Annotated in this window: 18 protein-coding genes and 1 riboswitch; of the genes, 11 read left to right on the top strand and 7 right to left on the bottom strand. The window is 55.5% G+C overall.

What is annotated here, in order from left to right; genetic code table 11:
• Nucleotides 1–198 precede the first annotated feature (198 nt).
• Nucleotides 199–1404 (top strand): ornithine--oxo-acid transaminase, encoded by a 1206-nt coding sequence (locus GQY55_RS24455; RefSeq protein WP_160044536.1) that lies wholly within the window; start codon nucleotides 199–201, stop codon nucleotides 1402–1404.
• A gap of 6 nt (nucleotides 1405–1410) precedes the next feature.
• Complete coding sequence (gene rocF / locus GQY55_RS24450) at nucleotides 1411–2310, top strand: arginase (RefSeq protein WP_160044535.1); 900 nt, start codon at nucleotides 1411–1413, stop codon at nucleotides 2308–2310.
• A 144-nt stretch (nucleotides 2311–2454) separates the two neighbouring features.
• Here the strand turns inward: rocF and GQY55_RS24445 are convergent, their stop codons facing one another.
• On the bottom strand, nucleotides 2455–2904 hold the full coding sequence (locus tag GQY55_RS24445) for a MarR family winged helix-turn-helix transcriptional regulator (RefSeq protein WP_160044534.1): 450 nt from the start codon (nucleotides 2902–2904) through the stop codon (nucleotides 2455–2457).
• 519 nt (nucleotides 2905–3423) lie between these two features.
• Between GQY55_RS24445 and GQY55_RS24440 the strand changes: the two genes are divergently transcribed.
• The 3 genes from GQY55_RS24440 (at nucleotide 3424) to GQY55_RS24430 (ending at nucleotide 6191) form a co-directional block, all read left to right on the top strand.
• The gene (locus tag GQY55_RS24440) at nucleotides 3424–4050 is read left to right on the top strand and encodes a TetR/AcrR family transcriptional regulator (RefSeq protein WP_160044533.1); all 627 of its coding nucleotides are present in this window, start codon (nucleotides 3424–3426) and stop codon (nucleotides 4048–4050) included.
• A gap of 115 nt (nucleotides 4051–4165) precedes the next feature.
• Nucleotides 4166–4765 (top strand): permease, encoded by a 600-nt coding sequence (locus GQY55_RS24435; RefSeq protein ID WP_160044532.1) that lies wholly within the window; start codon nucleotides 4166–4168, stop codon nucleotides 4763–4765.
• Between the two features lie 130 nt (nucleotides 4766–4895).
• Nucleotides 4896–6191 (top strand): homocysteine synthase, encoded by a 1296-nt coding sequence (locus GQY55_RS24430; RefSeq protein ID WP_160044531.1) that lies wholly within the window; start codon nucleotides 4896–4898, stop codon nucleotides 6189–6191.
• Between the two features lie 83 nt (nucleotides 6192–6274).
• On the opposite strand, the gene GQY55_RS24425 is transcribed toward GQY55_RS24430, so the two are convergent.
• Nucleotides 6275–6592: a DUF2178 domain-containing protein gene (locus GQY55_RS24425; RefSeq protein ID WP_160044530.1), complete on the bottom strand. Its 318-nt coding sequence runs from the start codon at nucleotides 6590–6592 to the stop codon at nucleotides 6275–6277.
• Nucleotides 6585–6794 carry a helix-turn-helix transcriptional regulator gene (locus GQY55_RS24420; RefSeq protein ID WP_160044529.1) on the bottom strand — a complete coding sequence of 70 codons (210 nt, stop codon included), beginning with the start codon at nucleotides 6792–6794 and terminating at the stop codon, nucleotides 6585–6587. Before GQY55_RS24420 ends, GQY55_RS24425 begins: the two co-directional genes overlap by 8 nt.
• Before the next feature lie 260 nt (nucleotides 6795–7054).
• Between GQY55_RS24420 and GQY55_RS24415 the strand changes: the two genes are divergently transcribed.
• A complete protein-coding gene (locus tag GQY55_RS24415; RefSeq protein ID WP_236575835.1) occupies nucleotides 7055–8191 on the top strand; it encodes a hypothetical protein in 1137 nt (378 codons plus the stop codon).
• A 99-nt stretch (nucleotides 8192–8290) separates the two neighbouring features.
• On the opposite strand, the gene GQY55_RS31095 is transcribed toward GQY55_RS24415, so the two are convergent.
• Nucleotides 8291–8530, bottom strand: coding sequence for a hypothetical protein (locus GQY55_RS31095; protein WP_201452227.1), 240 nt, complete (start codon nucleotides 8528–8530; stop codon nucleotides 8291–8293).
• On the opposite strand from GQY55_RS31095, the gene GQY55_RS24410 reads away from it, so the two are divergent.
• The 3 genes from GQY55_RS24410 (at nucleotide 8496) to GQY55_RS24400 (ending at nucleotide 11946) form a co-directional block, all read left to right on the top strand.
• Complete coding sequence (locus tag GQY55_RS24410; protein ID WP_236575834.1) at nucleotides 8496–10463, top strand: heavy metal translocating P-type ATPase; 1968 nt, start codon at nucleotides 8496–8498, stop codon at nucleotides 10461–10463. The genes GQY55_RS31095 and GQY55_RS24410 overlap by 35 nt on opposite strands.
• 240 nt (nucleotides 10464–10703) lie before the next feature.
• Nucleotides 10704–11645: a thioredoxin-disulfide reductase gene (gene trxB / locus GQY55_RS24405; RefSeq protein ID WP_160044526.1), complete on the top strand. Its 942-nt coding sequence runs from the start codon at nucleotides 10704–10706 to the stop codon at nucleotides 11643–11645.
• 64 nt (nucleotides 11646–11709) lie between these two features.
• A complete protein-coding gene (locus GQY55_RS24400; RefSeq protein ID WP_036712815.1) occupies nucleotides 11710–11946 on the top strand; it encodes a glutaredoxin family protein in 237 nt (78 codons plus the stop codon).
• 211 nt (nucleotides 11947–12157) lie between these two features.
• On the opposite strand, the gene GQY55_RS24395 is transcribed toward GQY55_RS24400, so the two are convergent.
• A complete protein-coding gene (locus tag GQY55_RS24395; RefSeq protein ID WP_442953645.1) occupies nucleotides 12158–12373 on the bottom strand; it encodes a hypothetical protein in 216 nt (71 codons plus the stop codon).
• 227 nt (nucleotides 12374–12600) lie between these two features.
• Here GQY55_RS24395 and GQY55_RS24390 point away from each other — a divergent pair, with 227 nt between their 5' ends.
• Both GQY55_RS24390 and GQY55_RS24385 read left to right on the top strand, forming a co-directional pair.
• The gene (locus tag GQY55_RS24390; protein ID WP_160044524.1) at nucleotides 12601–13236 is read left to right on the top strand and encodes a bifunctional 4-hydroxy-2-oxoglutarate aldolase/2-dehydro-3-deoxy-phosphogluconate aldolase; all 636 of its coding nucleotides are present in this window, start codon (nucleotides 12601–12603) and stop codon (nucleotides 13234–13236) included.
• Between the two features lie 144 nt (nucleotides 13237–13380).
• Complete coding sequence (locus GQY55_RS24385) at nucleotides 13381–14523, top strand: transglutaminase domain-containing protein (RefSeq protein ID WP_160044523.1); 1143 nt, start codon at nucleotides 13381–13383, stop codon at nucleotides 14521–14523.
• A gap of 61 nt (nucleotides 14524–14584) precedes the next feature.
• On the opposite strand, the gene GQY55_RS24380 is transcribed toward GQY55_RS24385, so the two are convergent.
• Together GQY55_RS24380 and GQY55_RS24375 are read right to left on the bottom strand one after the other, a co-directional pair.
• Nucleotides 14585–16048, bottom strand: coding sequence for an amino acid permease (locus GQY55_RS24380; protein WP_160044522.1), 1464 nt, complete (start codon nucleotides 16046–16048; stop codon nucleotides 14585–14587).
• Between the two features lie 132 nt (nucleotides 16049–16180).
• Nucleotides 16181–16381, bottom strand: a riboswitch (Lysine riboswitch).
• Between the two features lie 115 nt (nucleotides 16382–16496).
• Nucleotides 16497–17633 carry a virulence factor gene (locus GQY55_RS24375; RefSeq protein ID WP_160044521.1) on the bottom strand — a complete coding sequence of 379 codons (1137 nt, stop codon included), beginning with the start codon at nucleotides 17631–17633 and terminating at the stop codon, nucleotides 16497–16499.
• Between the last annotated feature and the right edge of the window lie 166 nt (nucleotides 17634–17799).

Below are 17799 nucleotides of genomic sequence, written 5' to 3'. Positions count from 1 at the left end.
TTCTGTCTACAATCGATTATTTCCCGGGATCCCCGCAAAGCACCTGAATCGGCTTCCAAGCCATGGGTCCAACAAGGTCATGTTAGTTTCGCGGATAATGTACGTGCCGAAATTCACGAATCATGAAATGAGCTTTCCGCCAATAAGATAGGAACGTAAGCAAGGCGAAAAGATTATCAGATGATGGGATGTGCAGCTATGGCAACCACGCAGCAGGTACTGCAAATGATGGACAGATACAGCGCAAGCAACTACCTTCCGCTGCCGGTCGTGATCGAAAAGGCGGAGGGGGTCTGGGTCTGGGATGCGGCGGGCCGCCGTTATCTGGATATGCTGAGCGCGTATTCCGCGCTGAACCATGGCCACCGCCACCCCAAAATCATACAGGCGCTCAAAGAACAGGCGGACAAAGTAACGTTGACCTCAAGGGCGTTTCACAGCGATGCGCTGGCGAGGTTCGCGCGAAGGCTGGCGAAATTCACCGGAAAAGGCAAAATCCTCGCGATGAACACCGGGGCGGAGGCGGTGGAAACGGCGTTGAAACTGGCGCGGCGCTGGGCGTATCGGGTGAAGGGAGTGCAGGAAAACCGCGCGGAAATCATCGTCTGCGACGGCAACTTTCACGGCCGGACGATCACCGTGACGTCCTTTTCGACGGAAGCGGCGTATAAGGAGGATTTCGGCCCGTTTACGCCGGGGTTCAAAAGCATTCCCTACGGCGACCTGGAGGCGCTCCGGGCTGCGATCACGCCGGATACCGCCGCGTTTCTTGTCGAACCGGTGCAGGGCGAAGCGGGAATCATCATACCGCCGGAGCGTTTTTTGGCCGAGGCGCATGCGCTTTGCCGCCGGGAAAACGTCCTTTTCATCGCCGACGAGATCCAGACAGGGTTCGGGCGAACGGGCAAAACCTTCGCCTGCGACTGGGAGAACGTGGTGCCCGACGTTTACGTTTTAGGCAAAGCGCTCGGAGGCGGCGTGATGCCGATTTCCGCGGTAGCCGCTGACGAGAACATCATGGATGTGTTCGAGCCGGGCTCGCATGGTTCGACCTTTGGGGGAAATCCGCTGGCCTGTGCGGTGGCGCTTGCGGCGCTGGACGTGCTGGAGGAGGAGAGATTGGCGGAGCGCTCGGAGGCGCTGGGGCGCCTGTTTATGAAAAAGCTTACATCGATCCCGCATCCCGATATCGTTTCGGTCCGCGGCCGCGGCCTGCTGATCGGGATACAGCTGTCGGTGCCGGCAAGGCCGTATTGCGAAGCACTGGCGCGGATCGGGGTGCTGTGCAAGGAAACGCATGAGACGACCATCCGGCTGGCGCCGCCGCTGGTTATTGCGGAAGAAGAGCTGGACTTCGCGCTAAGCCGGATCGAGGAGGTATTTGCCAATCAAGGGAGGGCTTGAACCAACATGTCTCAACCATCCATTTCGATCATCCGGGTTCCGTTCGGACTCGGCGCAGGCCGGCCCGGCAGCGAAAACGGCCCGGACAGCATCATGAAATTCGGCCTGGCCAAAAAATTGGCCGGCCTTGGTTACGATGTACAGGCGGATTCATCCATCCGCTTGCCGGACGGCATCCGGTCCCCCGCAGGAGCCAAAATGAAGCATGTCCAGGAGGTTTTGGCCGTTAGCGGCCTGCTTGGCGAAGCCGTCTCCAAAGCGGTGGCCGGCGGCCGCGTCCCGCTCATTTTGGGCGGCGACCACAGCATTGCCATCGGCTCCCTGGCAGGATTAACGCGCCATTACGGCAAGATGGGCGTCATTTGGGTCGATGCGCATTCCGATTTGAACACGGAGTCGACCAGCCCGTCGGGGAACATGCACGGCATTTCGCTAGCGGTAGGGCTGGGCCTGTCCCATATCAAGCTGAAGGACATCGTCGAAGGGGCCGCCTCGATCCAAGCGGAAAACTGCGTCATCATCGGTGCCCGCGATTTGGACCGGGACGAGAAGGAGCTTATCCGTTCCTGCGGCCTGACCTGTTTTACGATGCACGAAATCGATCGGGTCGGCATCGAGAAAGTCGTTCACGAAGCGCTGCAAATCGCCGGAGCGGGGACCGACGGCGTGCATCTCAGCTTCGATGTCGACAGCGTCGACCCGATCGAGGCGCCGGGAACGGGAACGCCGGTCCGCGGCGGGCTCAGCTACCGCGAAGCCCATCTGCTGCTCGAGCTGCTCAGCGAATCGGGGCGGATCACTTCGGCCGACTTCGTGGAGGTCAATCCGCTGCTGGACCGCAACAACCAGACCTCGAAGCTGGCCGTCGAGCTGATCGGTTCCCTGTTCGGCAGCCGGATCCTGTAAAACCCAAAAGCACCATTGGCCGGGCATGTCCGCCCGCAACCAATGGTGTTCCTTTTTTTGTTTGCATTCTGGTTTGCAGCAGGCGCTAAGCTTCCGGAAGTTCCGGCCCGGTTGTTTCTTCCCGAATGAAGGGCTTTGCCGGAGCTACTTGCGGCGACCCCGCTGGTATTCGATCAGTTCGCCCAATTGGCGGATCGTATCCAGCAGATCGCTTGTTTCTTCGTTCGTGAAGTTTTCCACCGTTTCAACGATCCGTTCGGCGCTCAGGTCCGACAGCAGCCTCAGCACCTGGGTTCCCTTGTCCGTTATCGTAATGTTCACGTATCGCCGATCGGTTTCGGAGCGATTGCGTTCGATCAGCTCCTCATGAACCAGCTTGTCGCAAATTTGCGTAATCGCGCTGGTCGTAAGGCCCGTCACTTTTACGATATCCGTGCCGCGCTGACTGCCGTTATTTTGCAGATATTGAAGAATAAATGCTTCGGTGGTGCTTAGCTTCATCTGCCGGACAATTCCCGTATAGTCGATGAGGCGAGGTAGTCTGTCCATAAGTTCACAATAGCGGTCTGCCAATTCTTTGGATGAAGAATGCAAGCTCATCACCCTCCTGCATATAACGGAATTATAGTTTCATACGTTTTCGGTCCGGCTTTGATCCAGTTGTCATCGTAGTCGTCTCATCGCCGGACGTCAATATATCTGTATACGGGAACGGGGCGGATTCGTTGCGTTTGCAGGGAGATATTTCTAGGCGGCGATCCTTTGGCGGAGGGGTGCACTTGACAAGGGCGAGGGAGAAGCGCTATGATTTTTTTTGCACTATTGAAAGGTAAGCTTATTTAAAATAAGCCTTTACTAATCAAACGATAGAGTTATGCAAAATATTTCATATTTGCGTAATTCCATATCGGCAACTCTCTCAATATTCTCAGGGTTCTTTTTTTATGGCGGCCGCATTTTGCGGCTGTTTTTTTTATGAAATTGTTTGGTAATTTCAGGATAAAAAAAGTTGTTGACAATTAAATAACCAATGGTTATATTTAGGATACAGAGATAAATAACCGTTGGTTACTTTATTTTTCAAACATTGGACGGAAGGAACGATAACCCTAGATGCCCAGAAAAAAACAGGTACGTTCAGAGGACACCAAGCGCGACATTCTGGCCGCTGCAGGCCGGTTGTTCGCCGAGAGAGGTTATGACGCCGTAACCATGCGTGAAATTGCCAAGGAGGCAGGCTGTTCCCATACGGCGATTTATATTTATTTTGAAGATAAGGAGGCGCTGCTGCATCAACTGTCCATGCCGCCCTTGCTCGAATTGCGGCAAAAAATCGGTGAGGTGCTGGAGAAGGAAAAACCGGAGCAGGCGCTAACGCGGCTGAGCCGGCTGGTCATCCGTTTTTGCCTTGAAAACCGGAACATGTACAGGGTCTTTTTTGAAGTGAAGTCGGTCCGGGTGGACGAAACCTCGCCGGATATGGAGATCAACCGCATCCGAAACGGGTTGTTCGCCCAGCTCATGCAGGCTGTTCGGAACCATACCGGTTATGGGGAAGGAAGCGAACGGCTGCTGGCGTGTTCCCGCATTTATTTTTACATGCTTCGCGGCATCGTCGGAACGTACCAATATTCGGAAGAGACGGCGGATGAGCTGATGGAGCGGCTTGAGGATACTTTTGACGAAGCGTTTGAAGCGCTGCTGAGGGGTCTCTTGCAAAAAAATGAACCGGATCGCTGATTCGGATGGGAGGATGTTCAGATGAGTTTTCTCGTCATGGTCATTTTGTTTACGGTCGTTTGCGGTTGGCTCGATTCCCGGATTCCCGGAGCTTTGCGGAAGGAGGCTGAATAAGATGTTTGCAGGACATTTCGGACTCGCTGCCGCCGTTAAAGCCAAACACCCCGAGACGCCGCTGTGGGCGTTGATGGCGGGCACGCAGCTGCTGGATATTCTTTTTGTGCCGCTGCTGCTTTCAGGCGTCGAAACCATGGTGCCGGTCGGAGAGGGAGGGTACGGCGGCTCGGTGATCCACGCGGATTACACGCATTCTCTGGTCGGTGCCTTGATCATTGCTTTGCTTGCGGGGTTAGCGGCCTGGAATTGGTGGGGGAAGCGGAGCGCGGTTGTCATGGGCTCTCTCGTATTCAGCCACTGGCTGCTTGATTTGCTGGTACACCGCGCCGATCTCCCCGTTTTGCCGGGAAATCTCGGAAATCTGCCGCTGATGGGATTCGGGGTATGGCGCTCGCCGGGGATCAGCATGGCGCTGGAAATCGCGCTGATCGCTGTCGGATCGGCGATGTATTATTTGTCGCTGCGTTCACGCGTCAGGAAAGCCGCAAAGAGCGGGAATTCAAGGCCTTCCCTTTTGGGCCGCGCGATGTGGACGGGGGCTGTCATGGCCGGACTGCTGGCGTTGTCGCTGGTTTCCGATCTGCTCGGCATCGGTTAATTGAATAATTCTCATTAATTTAATAGGAATTATCATTTTTTACCTTTTCAAACGTGGGGGAGTATGAGAAAATATAACAAAAAATTGACACTTTGCGATTGAGCCACGCGAGAAAAGGGAGGATTTTACCATGTCCAACGAACGTCCATTATCTTTCGAAACCTTGGCAGTGCATGCGGGTCAGCAAATTGATCCGACGACGCTATCCCGTGCCGTGCCGCTGTATCAAACGACATCCTACGGCTTTCGCGACAGCGAGCATGCGGCCAATTTGTTCGCTTTGAAGGAATTCGGCAATATTTACACCCGTCTGATGAACCCGACGACCGACGTGTTCGAGCAGCGCGTGGCCGCGCTGGAAGGCGGCGTGGGCGCCCTTGCGACCTCTTCGGGACAGGCGGCCATCACCTTTTCCGTATTGAATATCGCCGGCGCGGGAGACGAGATTGTATCTTCCTCCACGCTGTACGGCGGCACGTATAACCTGTTTTCGACCACGCTTGCGAAGCTCGGCATCAAGGTGCATTTCGTCGATGCGAGCAACCCGGAAAACTTCCGCGCGGCGATCACGGACAAAACCAAAGCGCTTTATGCGGAATCGATCGGCAATCCGAAAGGCGACGTGCTGGACATTGAGGCGGTAGCGAACATCGCCCACGAAAACGGCATCCCGCTCATTATCGACAACACCTTCCCTAGCCCGTACTTGCTTCGTCCGATCGAGCACGGCGCGGATGTGGTCGTGCACTCGGCGACGAAATTCATCGGCGGCCACGGCACGTCCATCGGCGGCATCATCGTGGACGGCGGCAAATTCGACTGGGCGGGCAGTGGCAAATTCCCGGGCCTGACCGAGCCGGACCCGAGCTACCATGGCGTCGTTTATACGGAAGCCGTCGGACCGCTGGCGTTTATCATCAAAGCGCGCGTACAGCTTCTCCGCGACATGGGCGCGACGATTTCGCCGTTTAACTCGTGGATGCTGCTGCAGGGGCTTGAGACGCTTCATCTGCGCATGGAGCGCCACAGCCAAAATGCTCTTAAAGTGGCGCAGTTCCTGGAAAGCAACGATGCGGTGGAATGGGTGAGCTATGCCGGCCTTCCGAGCCATCCTTCGTACGAACTGGCGAAAAAATACCTGCCGAAAGGGCAGGGCGCGATTTTGACGTTTGGGATCAAGGGCGGCAAAGAAGCCGGACGCAAGGTCATCGAAAACGTCAAGCTGTTCTCCCATCTAGCCAATGTGGGCGATTCCAAGTCGCTGATCATCCATCCGGCAAGCACGACGCACCAGCAGCTGTCCGAAGAGGAGCAAATCGCGGCCGGCGTCAATCCGGAAATGCTGCGCTTGTCCATCGGCACCGAAGCAATCGACGACATTTTATATGATCTGGAGCAGGCTATCGCCGCCAGTCAGCAATCATAAGATATAGAGGTTCAGGAGAAAACCGCTCGATTTCGAGCGGTTTTCTTGTTGGGCCATTTTGGGCCGGTTGGTCTCGAACCCTGTCATCCGTTGCGGCTGGTATGGTACATGCTGGAAAAAAGATAAAAGACATTATGCAGGACAAAGACGCCGGTCATCAAAAAAAAGGGGATTGAAATGCCGTCAAAAACAATAATCAGCGCCCAGGCGACGATCAATAAGAAGGTGGTGACGTTCCAGCCCGCCGCTTTGGCTTGATTCGTAATCAATTGTTGACGTTCGTCAAACAACCGCTTTTTCATTCCGTGCCGCCGATATATCAGCTGCAGAATCAGAGATGCTGCCACTCCCGCCAGAAGTCCGGCGCATCCGATCATCGCGTTTTGAAGCTGATCAGTCAATATTTTCATCTCCTTCGAAAATGAATAGATCCTCCATCCTGCACCCGAAAATTTGAGCCAGCTTATGGGCCAGCACCAGAGAAGGCTTATACTTGTTGTTCTCTAACGAAATGACCGTTTGCCTGGATACGTTCAGGCGGGCGGCGAGTTCCTCCTGTGTCATGTTCCGTGCTGTCCTTTTTTCCCGAATCCGCGTCTTCAATCGATTCCCGCCCATCTGAATGTAAAGTTTACTTTACGTAAAGCATACTTAACATCCAACCCCGATGTCAAGTGAAAAAACGACAGAACGCCTGCCCAAATGCCGTATATTTCGCGCCACCCGATAATATGGTGTAAGGTAGGGTCCGCTGCATACGGGCTCTCATTTATCCGGGAAAAGAGGGTGGACAGCCAAAAATGAAGAGTGATCGGTGTCAGAATAACTGCTGCCAAAGCGGCTCCTGCTCGATGTCTTCTTTTATGGAAGCGATTTATCCCGTCGATCGTAAGCGTTCCGGCGTATCCTTGAAGGAAGAAGGGCAGGCGAGAGCGAGCTCTTTGCCGGAAATCGCGTCGCTTGTGGAACTGGTCAAAATCGAATCCATGACGAAAGAGGAGGCGATCTACGCGGCCGATCCGTATTCGATCGGAAGCATTTTGCGCGAAGCCGAACCTTTTTCGGGTGATCACAACGATCTTGGCGCACCGGAGCTTTTGCTTGGATGGTGCGACGATGCGCGCAGCATGCGCATTTTTGCCGAAGATTTGACGTATCCGCTGGAACGGGCCGAAGCGCTCCCCGGCATTGCGGGGATGACCCTGCTGCGGGAGGACGAATGGCTTGCGAGCGGGCATTTGAAGGAAATTTACGAAGAATGGATCATGCAATACGCGGGCCTGAGCGGCCAGCGGCAGCCGAGCATCGCTTGGAGGGAGCGTTTGTTGTACCGGTGGAAAGGGTACATGGAAACGGTTCTGCATCATTTGGACGGAAAAACGTTAAGCGTCGCTTTGATTTCCGAAATCGATATTATGAAAGGACATCCGAGAGAAGCGGAAGCGCTGTCCGATTTGCGGGACATTCAGCTGGAGGCTTTATTCAGGGCCGCGCTTGCCTGCCACCGGCAGGGAATCGAGCATCGGATAGAATTTCTCGTTCCCCGTTCGGCTGACCCCGAAGGATGGAATCAAGGTCATGACTTAATCGAACGCGTGGCCGAAGAGACGTTATGCCACCAGCGCCGGGCGGTAACTTTCAGCATTGGGGCGCTGGTGAAGGCGGATATCGACAACGACGCTGCGGCCGGTCTGGCCAGAAGCGCGGACCTGATTGTGCTCGACTGCGGCGGATTCAGCCACCTTGAGACGGCTTGGCCGGAAACCGTTGCGGAGCAGTTATGTTCCCTGTCGGAATCGATACGGAAAATAAGACCCCGGTTCCCGCTGCGCGCGGCGGGCTTGCGGAATACGGCCGACTTGCCGGCGTTATGCCGGGCGGGGTTTGCGGAAATCAGCGTTGCGGCGGAATATATTCCCGCTTTCCGCTTGGCAGCGGCGCAGCGCGAACTTTTGGAAAGAGCGGAAAAGGGTCAAAGCTCGATCCGGCTTAAAGGGTAATTGGATAAAAACCTGCATGCAGGGGATGCTTTAACGCATTCTCTACATGCAGGTTTTTTTGCGTTTATTCGAGGAGACCAAATAAGCATAAAATGTTGTTTACTTTTCCGCCGGCCCGGCATATAATGCAAGCATGAAGTTGCATTTAGGAAAAACAATTGCAGTAGTGCAAAAATGATTATCATTCTCAATGGGACGACTCCCGTCCTTCATGAAAACATGCTGCTCCGGCTGGTCTGGAGCAGCATGTGCCGTTTTAAGGGCAGTAATAATGCTTTTCATTCTCAATGGGAAGGTGAGTACGATGGAAAATGTGCAAAAAATCGCCGCAAAAGCCATGAAAGAGCTTCCTGCATCCGGCGGCGCCAAAGCGCCGAATCCGCATCGCAGAGGACGCATCGATATCCGGGGCATGCTGGGAAACAAAGAAATGCAAGCCGCCATACTCAGCGGCGTGCTTATGATCGGCGGGTGGGCGTTAGGCCACGTGTCGGCTGGAATTTCGGTTCTTTTGTATATATTGTCTTACGCGGCCGGGGGCTGGCTGAAAGCGAAAGAAGGCGTGGAGACGCTGATCAAGGAGCGCGAGCTTGACGTGAACCTGCTGATGGTGGCGGCGGCGTTGGGAGCGGCCAGCATCGGTTACTGGAACGAAGGCGCGATGCTGATCTTTATTTTCGCCTTAAGCGGAGCACTGGAAAGCTACACGATGGAACGCAGCCGGAAAGATATTTCCTCCTTGATGGCGCTCAAACCGGAGATGGCGCTTCGGGTCGAAAACGGCGGCATGGCGCTGGTTTCGATCGACGAGCTGAAGGTGAAGGACCTGATTCTCGTCAAACCCGGAGAGCTCATTCCCTCGGACGGCGTCATTCAAAACGGCCGTTCAGCCGTGAACCAATCCTCTATTACGGGGGAGTCGGTCCCCGTTGACAAGGCGGAAGGGGACGAAGTGTTCGCCGGCACGTTGAACGGGGAAGGCGTGCTGTATATCGAAGTGACGCAAACATCGGATGCGACCGTTTTTGCGAAAATCATCCGCCTGGTGGAAGAAGCGGAAAACGAGATTCCGCAGTCGGAGCGGTTCATGCAGCGCTTTGAGGGCATTTACGCCCGCATCGTCGTGGCCGTCACGCTTGTCATCATTTTTGCGGCGCCATTCGTCTTGGGCTGGAGTTTCGGCATGTCATTCTATAAAGCCATGGTTTTCCTCGTCGTCGCTTCGCCTTGCGCGCTTGTCGCTTCGATCATGCCGGCTTTGCTGTCGGCCATCTCCAACCGGGCACGCCGCGGCATCCTGTTTAAAGGCGGCGCCCACATGGAAAACATGGCGCTTACCTCCGTCGTCGCGTTTGATAAGACCGGCACGCTGACGGCCGGCGAACCGCAGGTGACGGATTTGATCGCGGCGGAAGGTTACGACCGCTTGGACCTGCTTGCCGTCATCGCATCGGTTGAACAGCTGTCGGAGCATCCGCTCGCCAAAGCGATCGTGCGCAAAGCCGAAATTGAAGGCGTGAAGCTGCTGCCGGCGGAGTCGGTCACGTCGGTCACGGGCTGGGGGATGGAAGGCGTCGTTGCGGGCAAAACCTGGCGAATCGGCAAAACCGACGTGCTGGACCGTTTGAACGACCGCGCCGAAGCCGACCGCTGGAAAGGGCAGCGGAGCATGCTGGGCGGCGAAGGCAAAACCGTATCGGCTATTATGGACGGAGACAGGGTGGCAGGACTTGTCGCTTTGCAGGACGTGGTGCGTCCCCAAGCGGCGGCCGCGGTGCGCAAGCTGCAGTCGATCGGCGTGAAGGTCGCGATGCTGACCGGCGACCGCAGCGAAACGGCGCAAGTGATCGGACGTCAGATCGGAGTCGATCTGATTTATTCCGACCTGCTCCCGGAAGAAAAAGTGAAGTATGTGAAGCAGCTGCGCGAGGAATACGGCCATGTCGTCATGGTCGGCGACGGCGTGAACGACGCGCCGGCGCTGGCCACCGCTACGGTCGGCATGGGCATGGGCATGAGCGGCAGCGGCACGGCGCTGGAGGTTGCCGACGTCGTGCTGATGAACGACAACATCGAGGAGATTGCCGGAACGATCAAGCTGGCCCGCCGCGCGCGCCGGATCGTCAAGCAAAACATGGTATTCGCGATTTCCGTCATCGTCCTGCTGATGGCCGGCAACTTCGTGACGGGCATTGCGCTCCCGCTCGGCGTAGTAGGGCATGAAGGAAGCACGATCCTGGTCATTTTGAACGCGCTGCGCTTGTTGAGATAAACGCCGAAATAACTCGAAAGATGAGCTCCCGGGCCGCCAGCCCGGGAGTTTTTCCTTTAAATAAAGGTTAACAATCGTTCGGAAGCCATGTATACTAGTTCTATTGACATTCGTGTCCTTTTATATGATAATAATTATCAAATAATAATTATTTTAATTAATTCAATACAAGTGATCCTGGTAACGTTCCGCTTCCAAGCGGACTACTTTCCGGGCACTGCAAGCTTGGAGGGAAACTTTATGTATAAATCCGTAATTATCGGTACAGGACCTGCGGGCTTGACCGCAGCCATCTATTTGGCGCGCGCCAACCTCAACCCGCTTATTATCGAAGGACCGCAACCTGGCGGCCAGCTGACGACGACGACCGAAGTCGAGAACTTCCCGGGTTTTCCCGAAGGCATCATGGGACCCGAACTGATGGATAACATGCGCAAGCAGGCTGAACGTTTCGGCGCGGAATTCCGCACCGGCTGGGTCAACAGCGTGGAGCTGGGCGGCCGTCCGTTCAAGCTTGACGTGGAAGGCATCGGCAAGATCGAGACCGAAACGCTGATCATTTCCACCGGCGCCACGGCCAAGTATTTGGGCATTCCCGGCGAACAGGAAAACGTTGGACGCGGCGTCAGCACATGCGCAACCTGCGACGGATTCTTTTTCCGCGGCAAGGAAATCGTCGTTGTCGGCGGCGGGGACTCGGCGCTGGAGGAAGCAGGTTTCCTGACCCGTTTCGCATCGAAAGTGACGCTGGTGCACCGCCGCAACGAGCTGCGCGGCTCGAAAATCATGCAGGACCGCGTGCGCAGCAACGAGAAAGTGGAATGGGCGCTGAACCGTACGCCGCTTGAAGTCGTAGCCGATGAACGCGGCGTCAAAGGTTTGAAAGTGCGCAACAACGAAACCGGAGAAGAGGAATTGATCGAAGCAAGCGGCGTATTCGTCGCGATCGGCCACCATCCGAACACGGGTTTCCTTGGCGGACAAATCACGACCGATGCCAACGGATATATCGTGGTCCAGCCGGGAACTTCCGAAACGAACATTCCGGGCGTATTCGCCTGCGGCGACGTTCAGGACACCCGCTACAGACAAGCGATCACGGCAGCCGGCAGCGGATGCATGGCGGCGATGGATTGCGAGAAATACATCGAAAGCCTGGAGCATCACACCGCCGTTCTTTAATGGCTTGAAATATTCAGCACGTGATCGATTTTATATCCAGTTTTAACAACGAGGTGACAGTTCCATGGAAAAAGCAATCGTATATACCAGCACCAATTGCCCGCACTGCCGTCAGGTGAAAAGCTATTTGGCGGAAAAAGGCGTGGAATACGAAGAACGCAACATCGAGCAAAGCGATGAATTCGCCCAGCAGGTATGGGATATGGGCATGCGCGCCGTCCCTGTGACCGTGATCGGCGAGCACCGCATTCTCGGCATGAACAAGCTGCAGTTCGAAAAAGCATTGAACGGGCAGGCATAACATTCAACGAGGCAAAGCATCAGACCCTTCTTCCGCAGAAGTTCCTGCGGGGGGAGGGTCTTTTTGCTGCAGCCGAAGCCGGGGGCTGCCTGAATGAAAAAAAGAGGACCCCTGGTCGTTCAACCCGGGAGATCCCCTTTTTTCGGATTACGGAAATTATGCGCTTTCAGGCAGACCCTGTAAACATCCATAATCTTAAGTAAATTATGCGCTAATCGAAAAACAGCTTCATGACGACCTGGAACACCAGGTAAGCCGCCACGCCGGCAACGATCAGCAGCAACCCGGCTTTTTTCTTGCCTTGAAAAAACCGGAGAATCGCCAAGCTGAAGAGAGGCGCGATAACGATCAAAAACAGCAGCACGGTCACGAACACTTCGGCCGATATATTGGAAGTATCCACGTAAGTCACGGACATTCGCTCCATTCATCAATATGGATCAAACTTGATAGACAACATAACCGGAGGCTCCACAAAACCCCAATGTTTCTATTATACCGAAACTTGCCGAATATTTCCGTATAAAAACGCCGAAAAATGTTGCGATTTTACGTCCGGCCGCATCTTATGAATTTTCGTCTTCCGCGGAAGGGAAACGGCTCCCGGCATGCGAATTATGTTTACTAGAGAAGAGGATAGGAGGCTTTGTGAACATGAAACTGATTAATGAGCTTTTAACGTCGCGCCTGGTGGCTATCGTGAGAGGGATTACGCGCGGCGAAGCCCGCATTGCGGGAGCGGGGCTTGCTGCCGGAGGCGTAAAGCTGATGGAAGTGACGATGAATACGGAAGAGGCGCTGGACATCATTCAGGATTGGCGCTCGTTATATAACGGCAGGGCTTACGTCGGGGCAGGGACCGTGTTGAACGTAAAGATGGCCAAGGAAGCGGTGGCGGCCGGAGCCGAGTTTCTGATCTCCCCGAACGTGGACCTGAACGTGATTGCGTATGCGCTCGAGCAGGGGGTCGACGTATGGCCGGGGGCGATGACTCCGACCGAAATCGTATCCGCCTTTCAGGCCGGGGCCGAGGCCGTCAAGCTGTTCCCGATGGCCAGCCTGGGGCCGGGGTATTTGCGCGAAATCCGGGCTCCGCTGGACCAAATCCCGTTGATTGCCACGGGCGGGGTGTCGCTAGGGAATATCGCCGAATATTATGAGGCAGGGGCCAACGCGGTAGGGATCGGAAGCTCGCTGCTGCCGAAAGATGCGCTTGCCGCGGGGAATGCGGAACGGATCGCCGAATGCGCAAGGCCTTTTGTGGAAGCGTCGGTTGTCCGGAAAGGATAACTATCGAATGTCTTCATAACGCAAGGACCGCCAAATCCTCAGTCATATATGTTTGGATGCAGGAATAGAGTCATTTCGGAGGGCTAAAAACGGCCCTTTGTTGCCCGAACAAACATGCCTATTGTAGAGAAGGGAGGGGACTGTATGAGATGGAAGCGCGGATCGGCGGCTAAAATATTGCTGACCGGCACGCTCGTCGCAGCGGTGATACCCCCTTGTATCGATTGGGAAATGGTGTATGCTTCCTCGACATCCGGCGCAAGCGTGGTCAAAACCGACCAGGAGCTTCAAAATACGCTGCTTCGCGCCATGAATCAACGGCTCGGCCAAGTCCAATTTGTTTATCAAGGGAAGACGAACCAACTGAAGGAGCAGCTGAAAAATGCGCTTGAGCGGGCGCTTGAAAGCGACCCGTACATGAACTACACCATCGAGAGCTACGGCTATTCGTACAGCGGAACTTCGAAGTCGGCGAACGTGAGCGTCCAGCTGAGTTACCGGGAAACCGCCGCGCAGACGGCTTACGTCTCCCGGCAGGTCCGGAGCATCTTGAACCAGATCATCAAGCCGGGCATGAACGACCATGAAAAAGTCAAAGCCATCCACGACTGGATCGTGCTTCACTTGAAATATGACGAAACGCTGCAGAAATACACGGCTTATGACGGCCTAAGCTCAGGCAGCACCGTGTGCCAGGGTTACTCTCTCCTAACCTATAAAATGCTGAGGGAGGCCGGCTTGACGAACCGGATCGTGGAGGGAACGGCTACGCCGCGGAATACGGGGGTAAGTCAGCTGCATGCATGGAATCTCGTCCTGCTGGACGGCAAATGGTACCATCTCGATACGACTTGGGACGATCCGGCGCCGGACAAGGAGGGAGAGATCGGAATCGGCTATTACCTCCGCACCGATGCGCAGATGAAAAAGGACCACAGCTGGACGAAAAGCTACCCGGCCGCGAATACGCCGTACCGGGATACGCTTGCGAAGCTGATCGGCCAAAACGACGGCCGCAGCAGCTTTTATAAGAAGCTGGAACGGGAGTTGGAGTATCAGCTTTACGACACTTCGCAAATCGTCAGCGCAAGCGCCCAGTTGAGATCCAAAGTGCAGTCGGCCATCAAGCAGGGCGGACATTCGCTGCTGTTTCGTTACCACGGCAGCCACGAGAATTTGATGGATGATCTTCAGGATTTGTACCGGCTTGGCGTCAATTCCATCTCATACGTGGAAAGCGAGCTGGATGAAACCGAGGATTTGCGGGTGTACGTCACTTGGAAATAACGAACGCAAAAAATCTCCCTTCCGGACTGCCTCGGCAGAACGCGGAAGGGAGATTTTGATGTTAGCGCGTCGGACGCTCATGCGTCGTCAGGTCGCATTCTTTCAGCGGAATCAGCTTGCTGCCTTTGGTCCATTTGTATCCGAGCCAAATGGCGATGAACAGCGGTACGCTGACGTAGGAAACAAGCAGTCCGTACCAGTCGATTTTCGCTCCGGTGAAGGCCCCGGTGTTCTGGCCGACGATCGCGACGATGCACAAAATAAAAGCGAAGATCGGGCCAAACGGGAACCATTTGGCGCGGTAAGGCAGCTCGTCGAGCGAATGGCCCTGCGCGACAAAGGCGCGGCGGAACCGATAATGGCATACGGCGATGCCGAGCCAGTTAATGAAACCGCACATGCCCGAGGCGTTCAGGAGCCAGTTGTAGACGACGCCGTCGCCGAACAGCGATGCCAGGAAAGCCAGCATGCCGACCAGGGCGGTCATGATCAGCGCGTTGACAGGAACGCCGCGGCTGCTCAGCTTGCCGAACATTTTCGGCGCGAGTCCGTCCTTGGCCATGGCGTACAGCACACGGGTCGAAGAATACATGCCGGAGTTGCCTGCCGAAAGCACGGAGCTTAAGATGACCGCGTTCATGACCGAGGCGGCGAACGCAAGCCCGGCCTTTTCGAACACCAGCGTAAACGGACTGACGCCGATGTTGTTCAGCTCGGTCTTGAGCAGGTTCGGGTTCGTATAGGGAATCAAAAATCCGATGACCACGATCGCCAAAATATAAAACAGCAGAATCCGCCAAAACACCTGTCGGATGGCGCGCGGCACGTTTTGGCGCGGATTTTCGCTTTCTCCCGCCGCAACCCCGATGAGCTCGGTACCCTGGAACGAAAAGCCCGCGGCCATAAACACGCCGATGAAGGCGAAAAATCCGCCATGGAACGGGCTGCCGCCCAGATTGAAGTTGGAGAAGCCGACCGGCTTGCCGCCGAAGATGCCGAAAATCATCGTGACGCCGAGAACGAGGAACAGGATGACCGTGGCGACTTTGATGATCGCAAACCAATATTCCGATTCGCCGTAGCCCTTCGCCGAAAGCGCGTTAAGGGCGAACATGAGGGCCAGGAACAAAAAGCTCCAAAGCAGCGAAGGGGAATTCGGGAACCAATATTTAATGATGACGGTGGCGGCGGAAAGCTCGGCCGCGATCGTCACCGCCCAGTTGTACCAGAAATTCCAGCCGACCGCAAAACCGAAAGCCGGGCTGACGAACCGGCTGCCGTACGTACTGAACGAACCGGAGTCGGGCATGTAGGTCGCCAGTTCTCCGAGGCTGGTCATCAAGAAATAAACCATAAGTCCGATGGCGGCATACGCCAAGATGGCCCCGCCGGGACCGGCTGAAGAAATCGCGCTCCCGCTGGCGAGAAAAAGCCCGGTGCCGATCGAACCCCCGAGGGCGATCATCGTCATATGGCGGGCTTTCAGGCTCTGCCTCAGGGAGTTCGCAGGTTGTTTGCTGCTCATGAATGTAAAACATCCCTTCTGTATGATGGTCTTATAGATCATGGAAGGGGATTGACAAGCTCAAAAAGCCCGCAGGTATGGAACGACCTGCGGGCTTTATCTGTGTCCTCTGGCTTCCGCATCCGTGCATCCATGAAAGATAGCTCAACACGGCCGGCATTTTGTCATGCCGCTGGCCGCGACAGTTCCGCCCCTTTCGGGTACGGCCCCAGCATGCGGATCGATCGGAACGGATCCCCACACTTCGGCGAAAGCGCCCTTCACGGCAGTTCTGCGGCGGTTCCTTGCGCCTCCCTGCAGTTACTCATCGCTTTCGCAACCTCTACCTCACCTTTGCAGAATGAGGTTATCTTTGTAATTATTCTATTGCTTTTCTATAGTAAAGCAATGCGAAGCGCATGACAATAGATATATATGGCAATGCAATAACCTGCTGCTATAAAAAAGCTTAGGAGCGATCGCGTTTAGCCATCTGCTGCCATACGGTGCCGGCCGCCTGTTCGCCGGATTCGATCCGCTCAAGCGCCATCCGCGCCTGCAGGCTGACTTCGAATTCCGGATCGTCGACCGCTTCCTTCAGCGCGTCCCGGGCATCCTCGGTGCCGACCTCATACAGGAAACGCGCCGCGCGCCAGCGGACGATTTTGCTGCTGTCCTTGAGGAGCGCTTGCATGGCCGGAGTCGCCGCCGGATCGCCGATGTCGGAGAGCGTGTCTCCGGCGGTGCGGCGCACGGTCGGCGAGCTGTCCTTCAGCGCTTCGTACAGCAGCTCCATCGCTTCGGGCGTGCGGATGTCGCCAAGATATACGACGGCAAGGCGGCGCGTTTGCATTTTTTCGTCATGAAGCGCTTTGCGGATCAGCGGAAGATGCTCTTCCGTCGGCGACATGCCGTCCAGCGCGGCGTACCGGACACGCCAGTCGGCGCTGTTCATCGCTTCCCGGAGCTCTTCTTCGCTGAGCTCGCGGCGCTGTTCCTCGAACTCCTCGCTGCTGGCCCCATGGGCGATCGCTTGGGCGACAACCTGCTTGAGGCGCTCTTCGGGGAACGCCGCTTCAAGCTCCTGCTCGACCTCTTTGGCAATCTCCTGCAGCTCGCCGTATCGGACGCCGTAATCCTTCAACTTGCGCTCTTTGATCATGGTCGTTGCGGCAACTTCCATCACGGCATCGGTGAATCGTTGGGACAGCGCCAAACGCTCTTCCTGCATGCCGGATTTCACGCGAATCTGCATCGGAATCCCGCGGAAAAATTGAACCAGCACTTCGGCCTCGCCGAAATGTTCTCCGGCTCCCGCTTCGTCTTCGAGCACGGCGTTTTGCACGCCTTCTTGTCCGAAGCGTTCCTGAACCTCCCCGAGAATGGCCGACCAATCGGCGTTGCCCTTGCGCTCCAGCGCCACGAAATCCAGCGTATGGAACACGCTTTTTACCCCTTCGATGTGCAGCATTTCTCGGATCCAGGCAGGGGCGGACCTTTCGTTTTCGAGTGTATATGTTTTGCGGATTCCCGGCTCCAGGCTTTCATCCAGATGAAGCTTCATGGAGTTCGGACTCGGCGTAGGTTCGATGAACTTGATTTTCATGGGAAACAGGCCTCCTTTATTATAACGGCTTATCATCGTTTTGCCTCATAAACAAGTGTACCTCACTTCGGGCTCAAACAAAAACCTTTTGATCGCCGGAAAGGCCGCAAAATCAGCGTGCGGGAAAAAGAATCCCGAAGCAGCGGGGAGTGGTGGCGGATCGCTT

Origin of the sequence: Paenibacillus sp. USDA918EY (assembly GCF_009870825.1) — a bacterium.
GTDB classification, from domain to species: Bacteria; Bacillota; Bacilli; order Paenibacillales; family Paenibacillaceae; genus Paenibacillus_AQ; species Paenibacillus_AQ albilobatus.
Note: the sequence above shows the minus strand (reverse complement) of the source record. Positions and strands in the feature narration are given on the sequence as shown.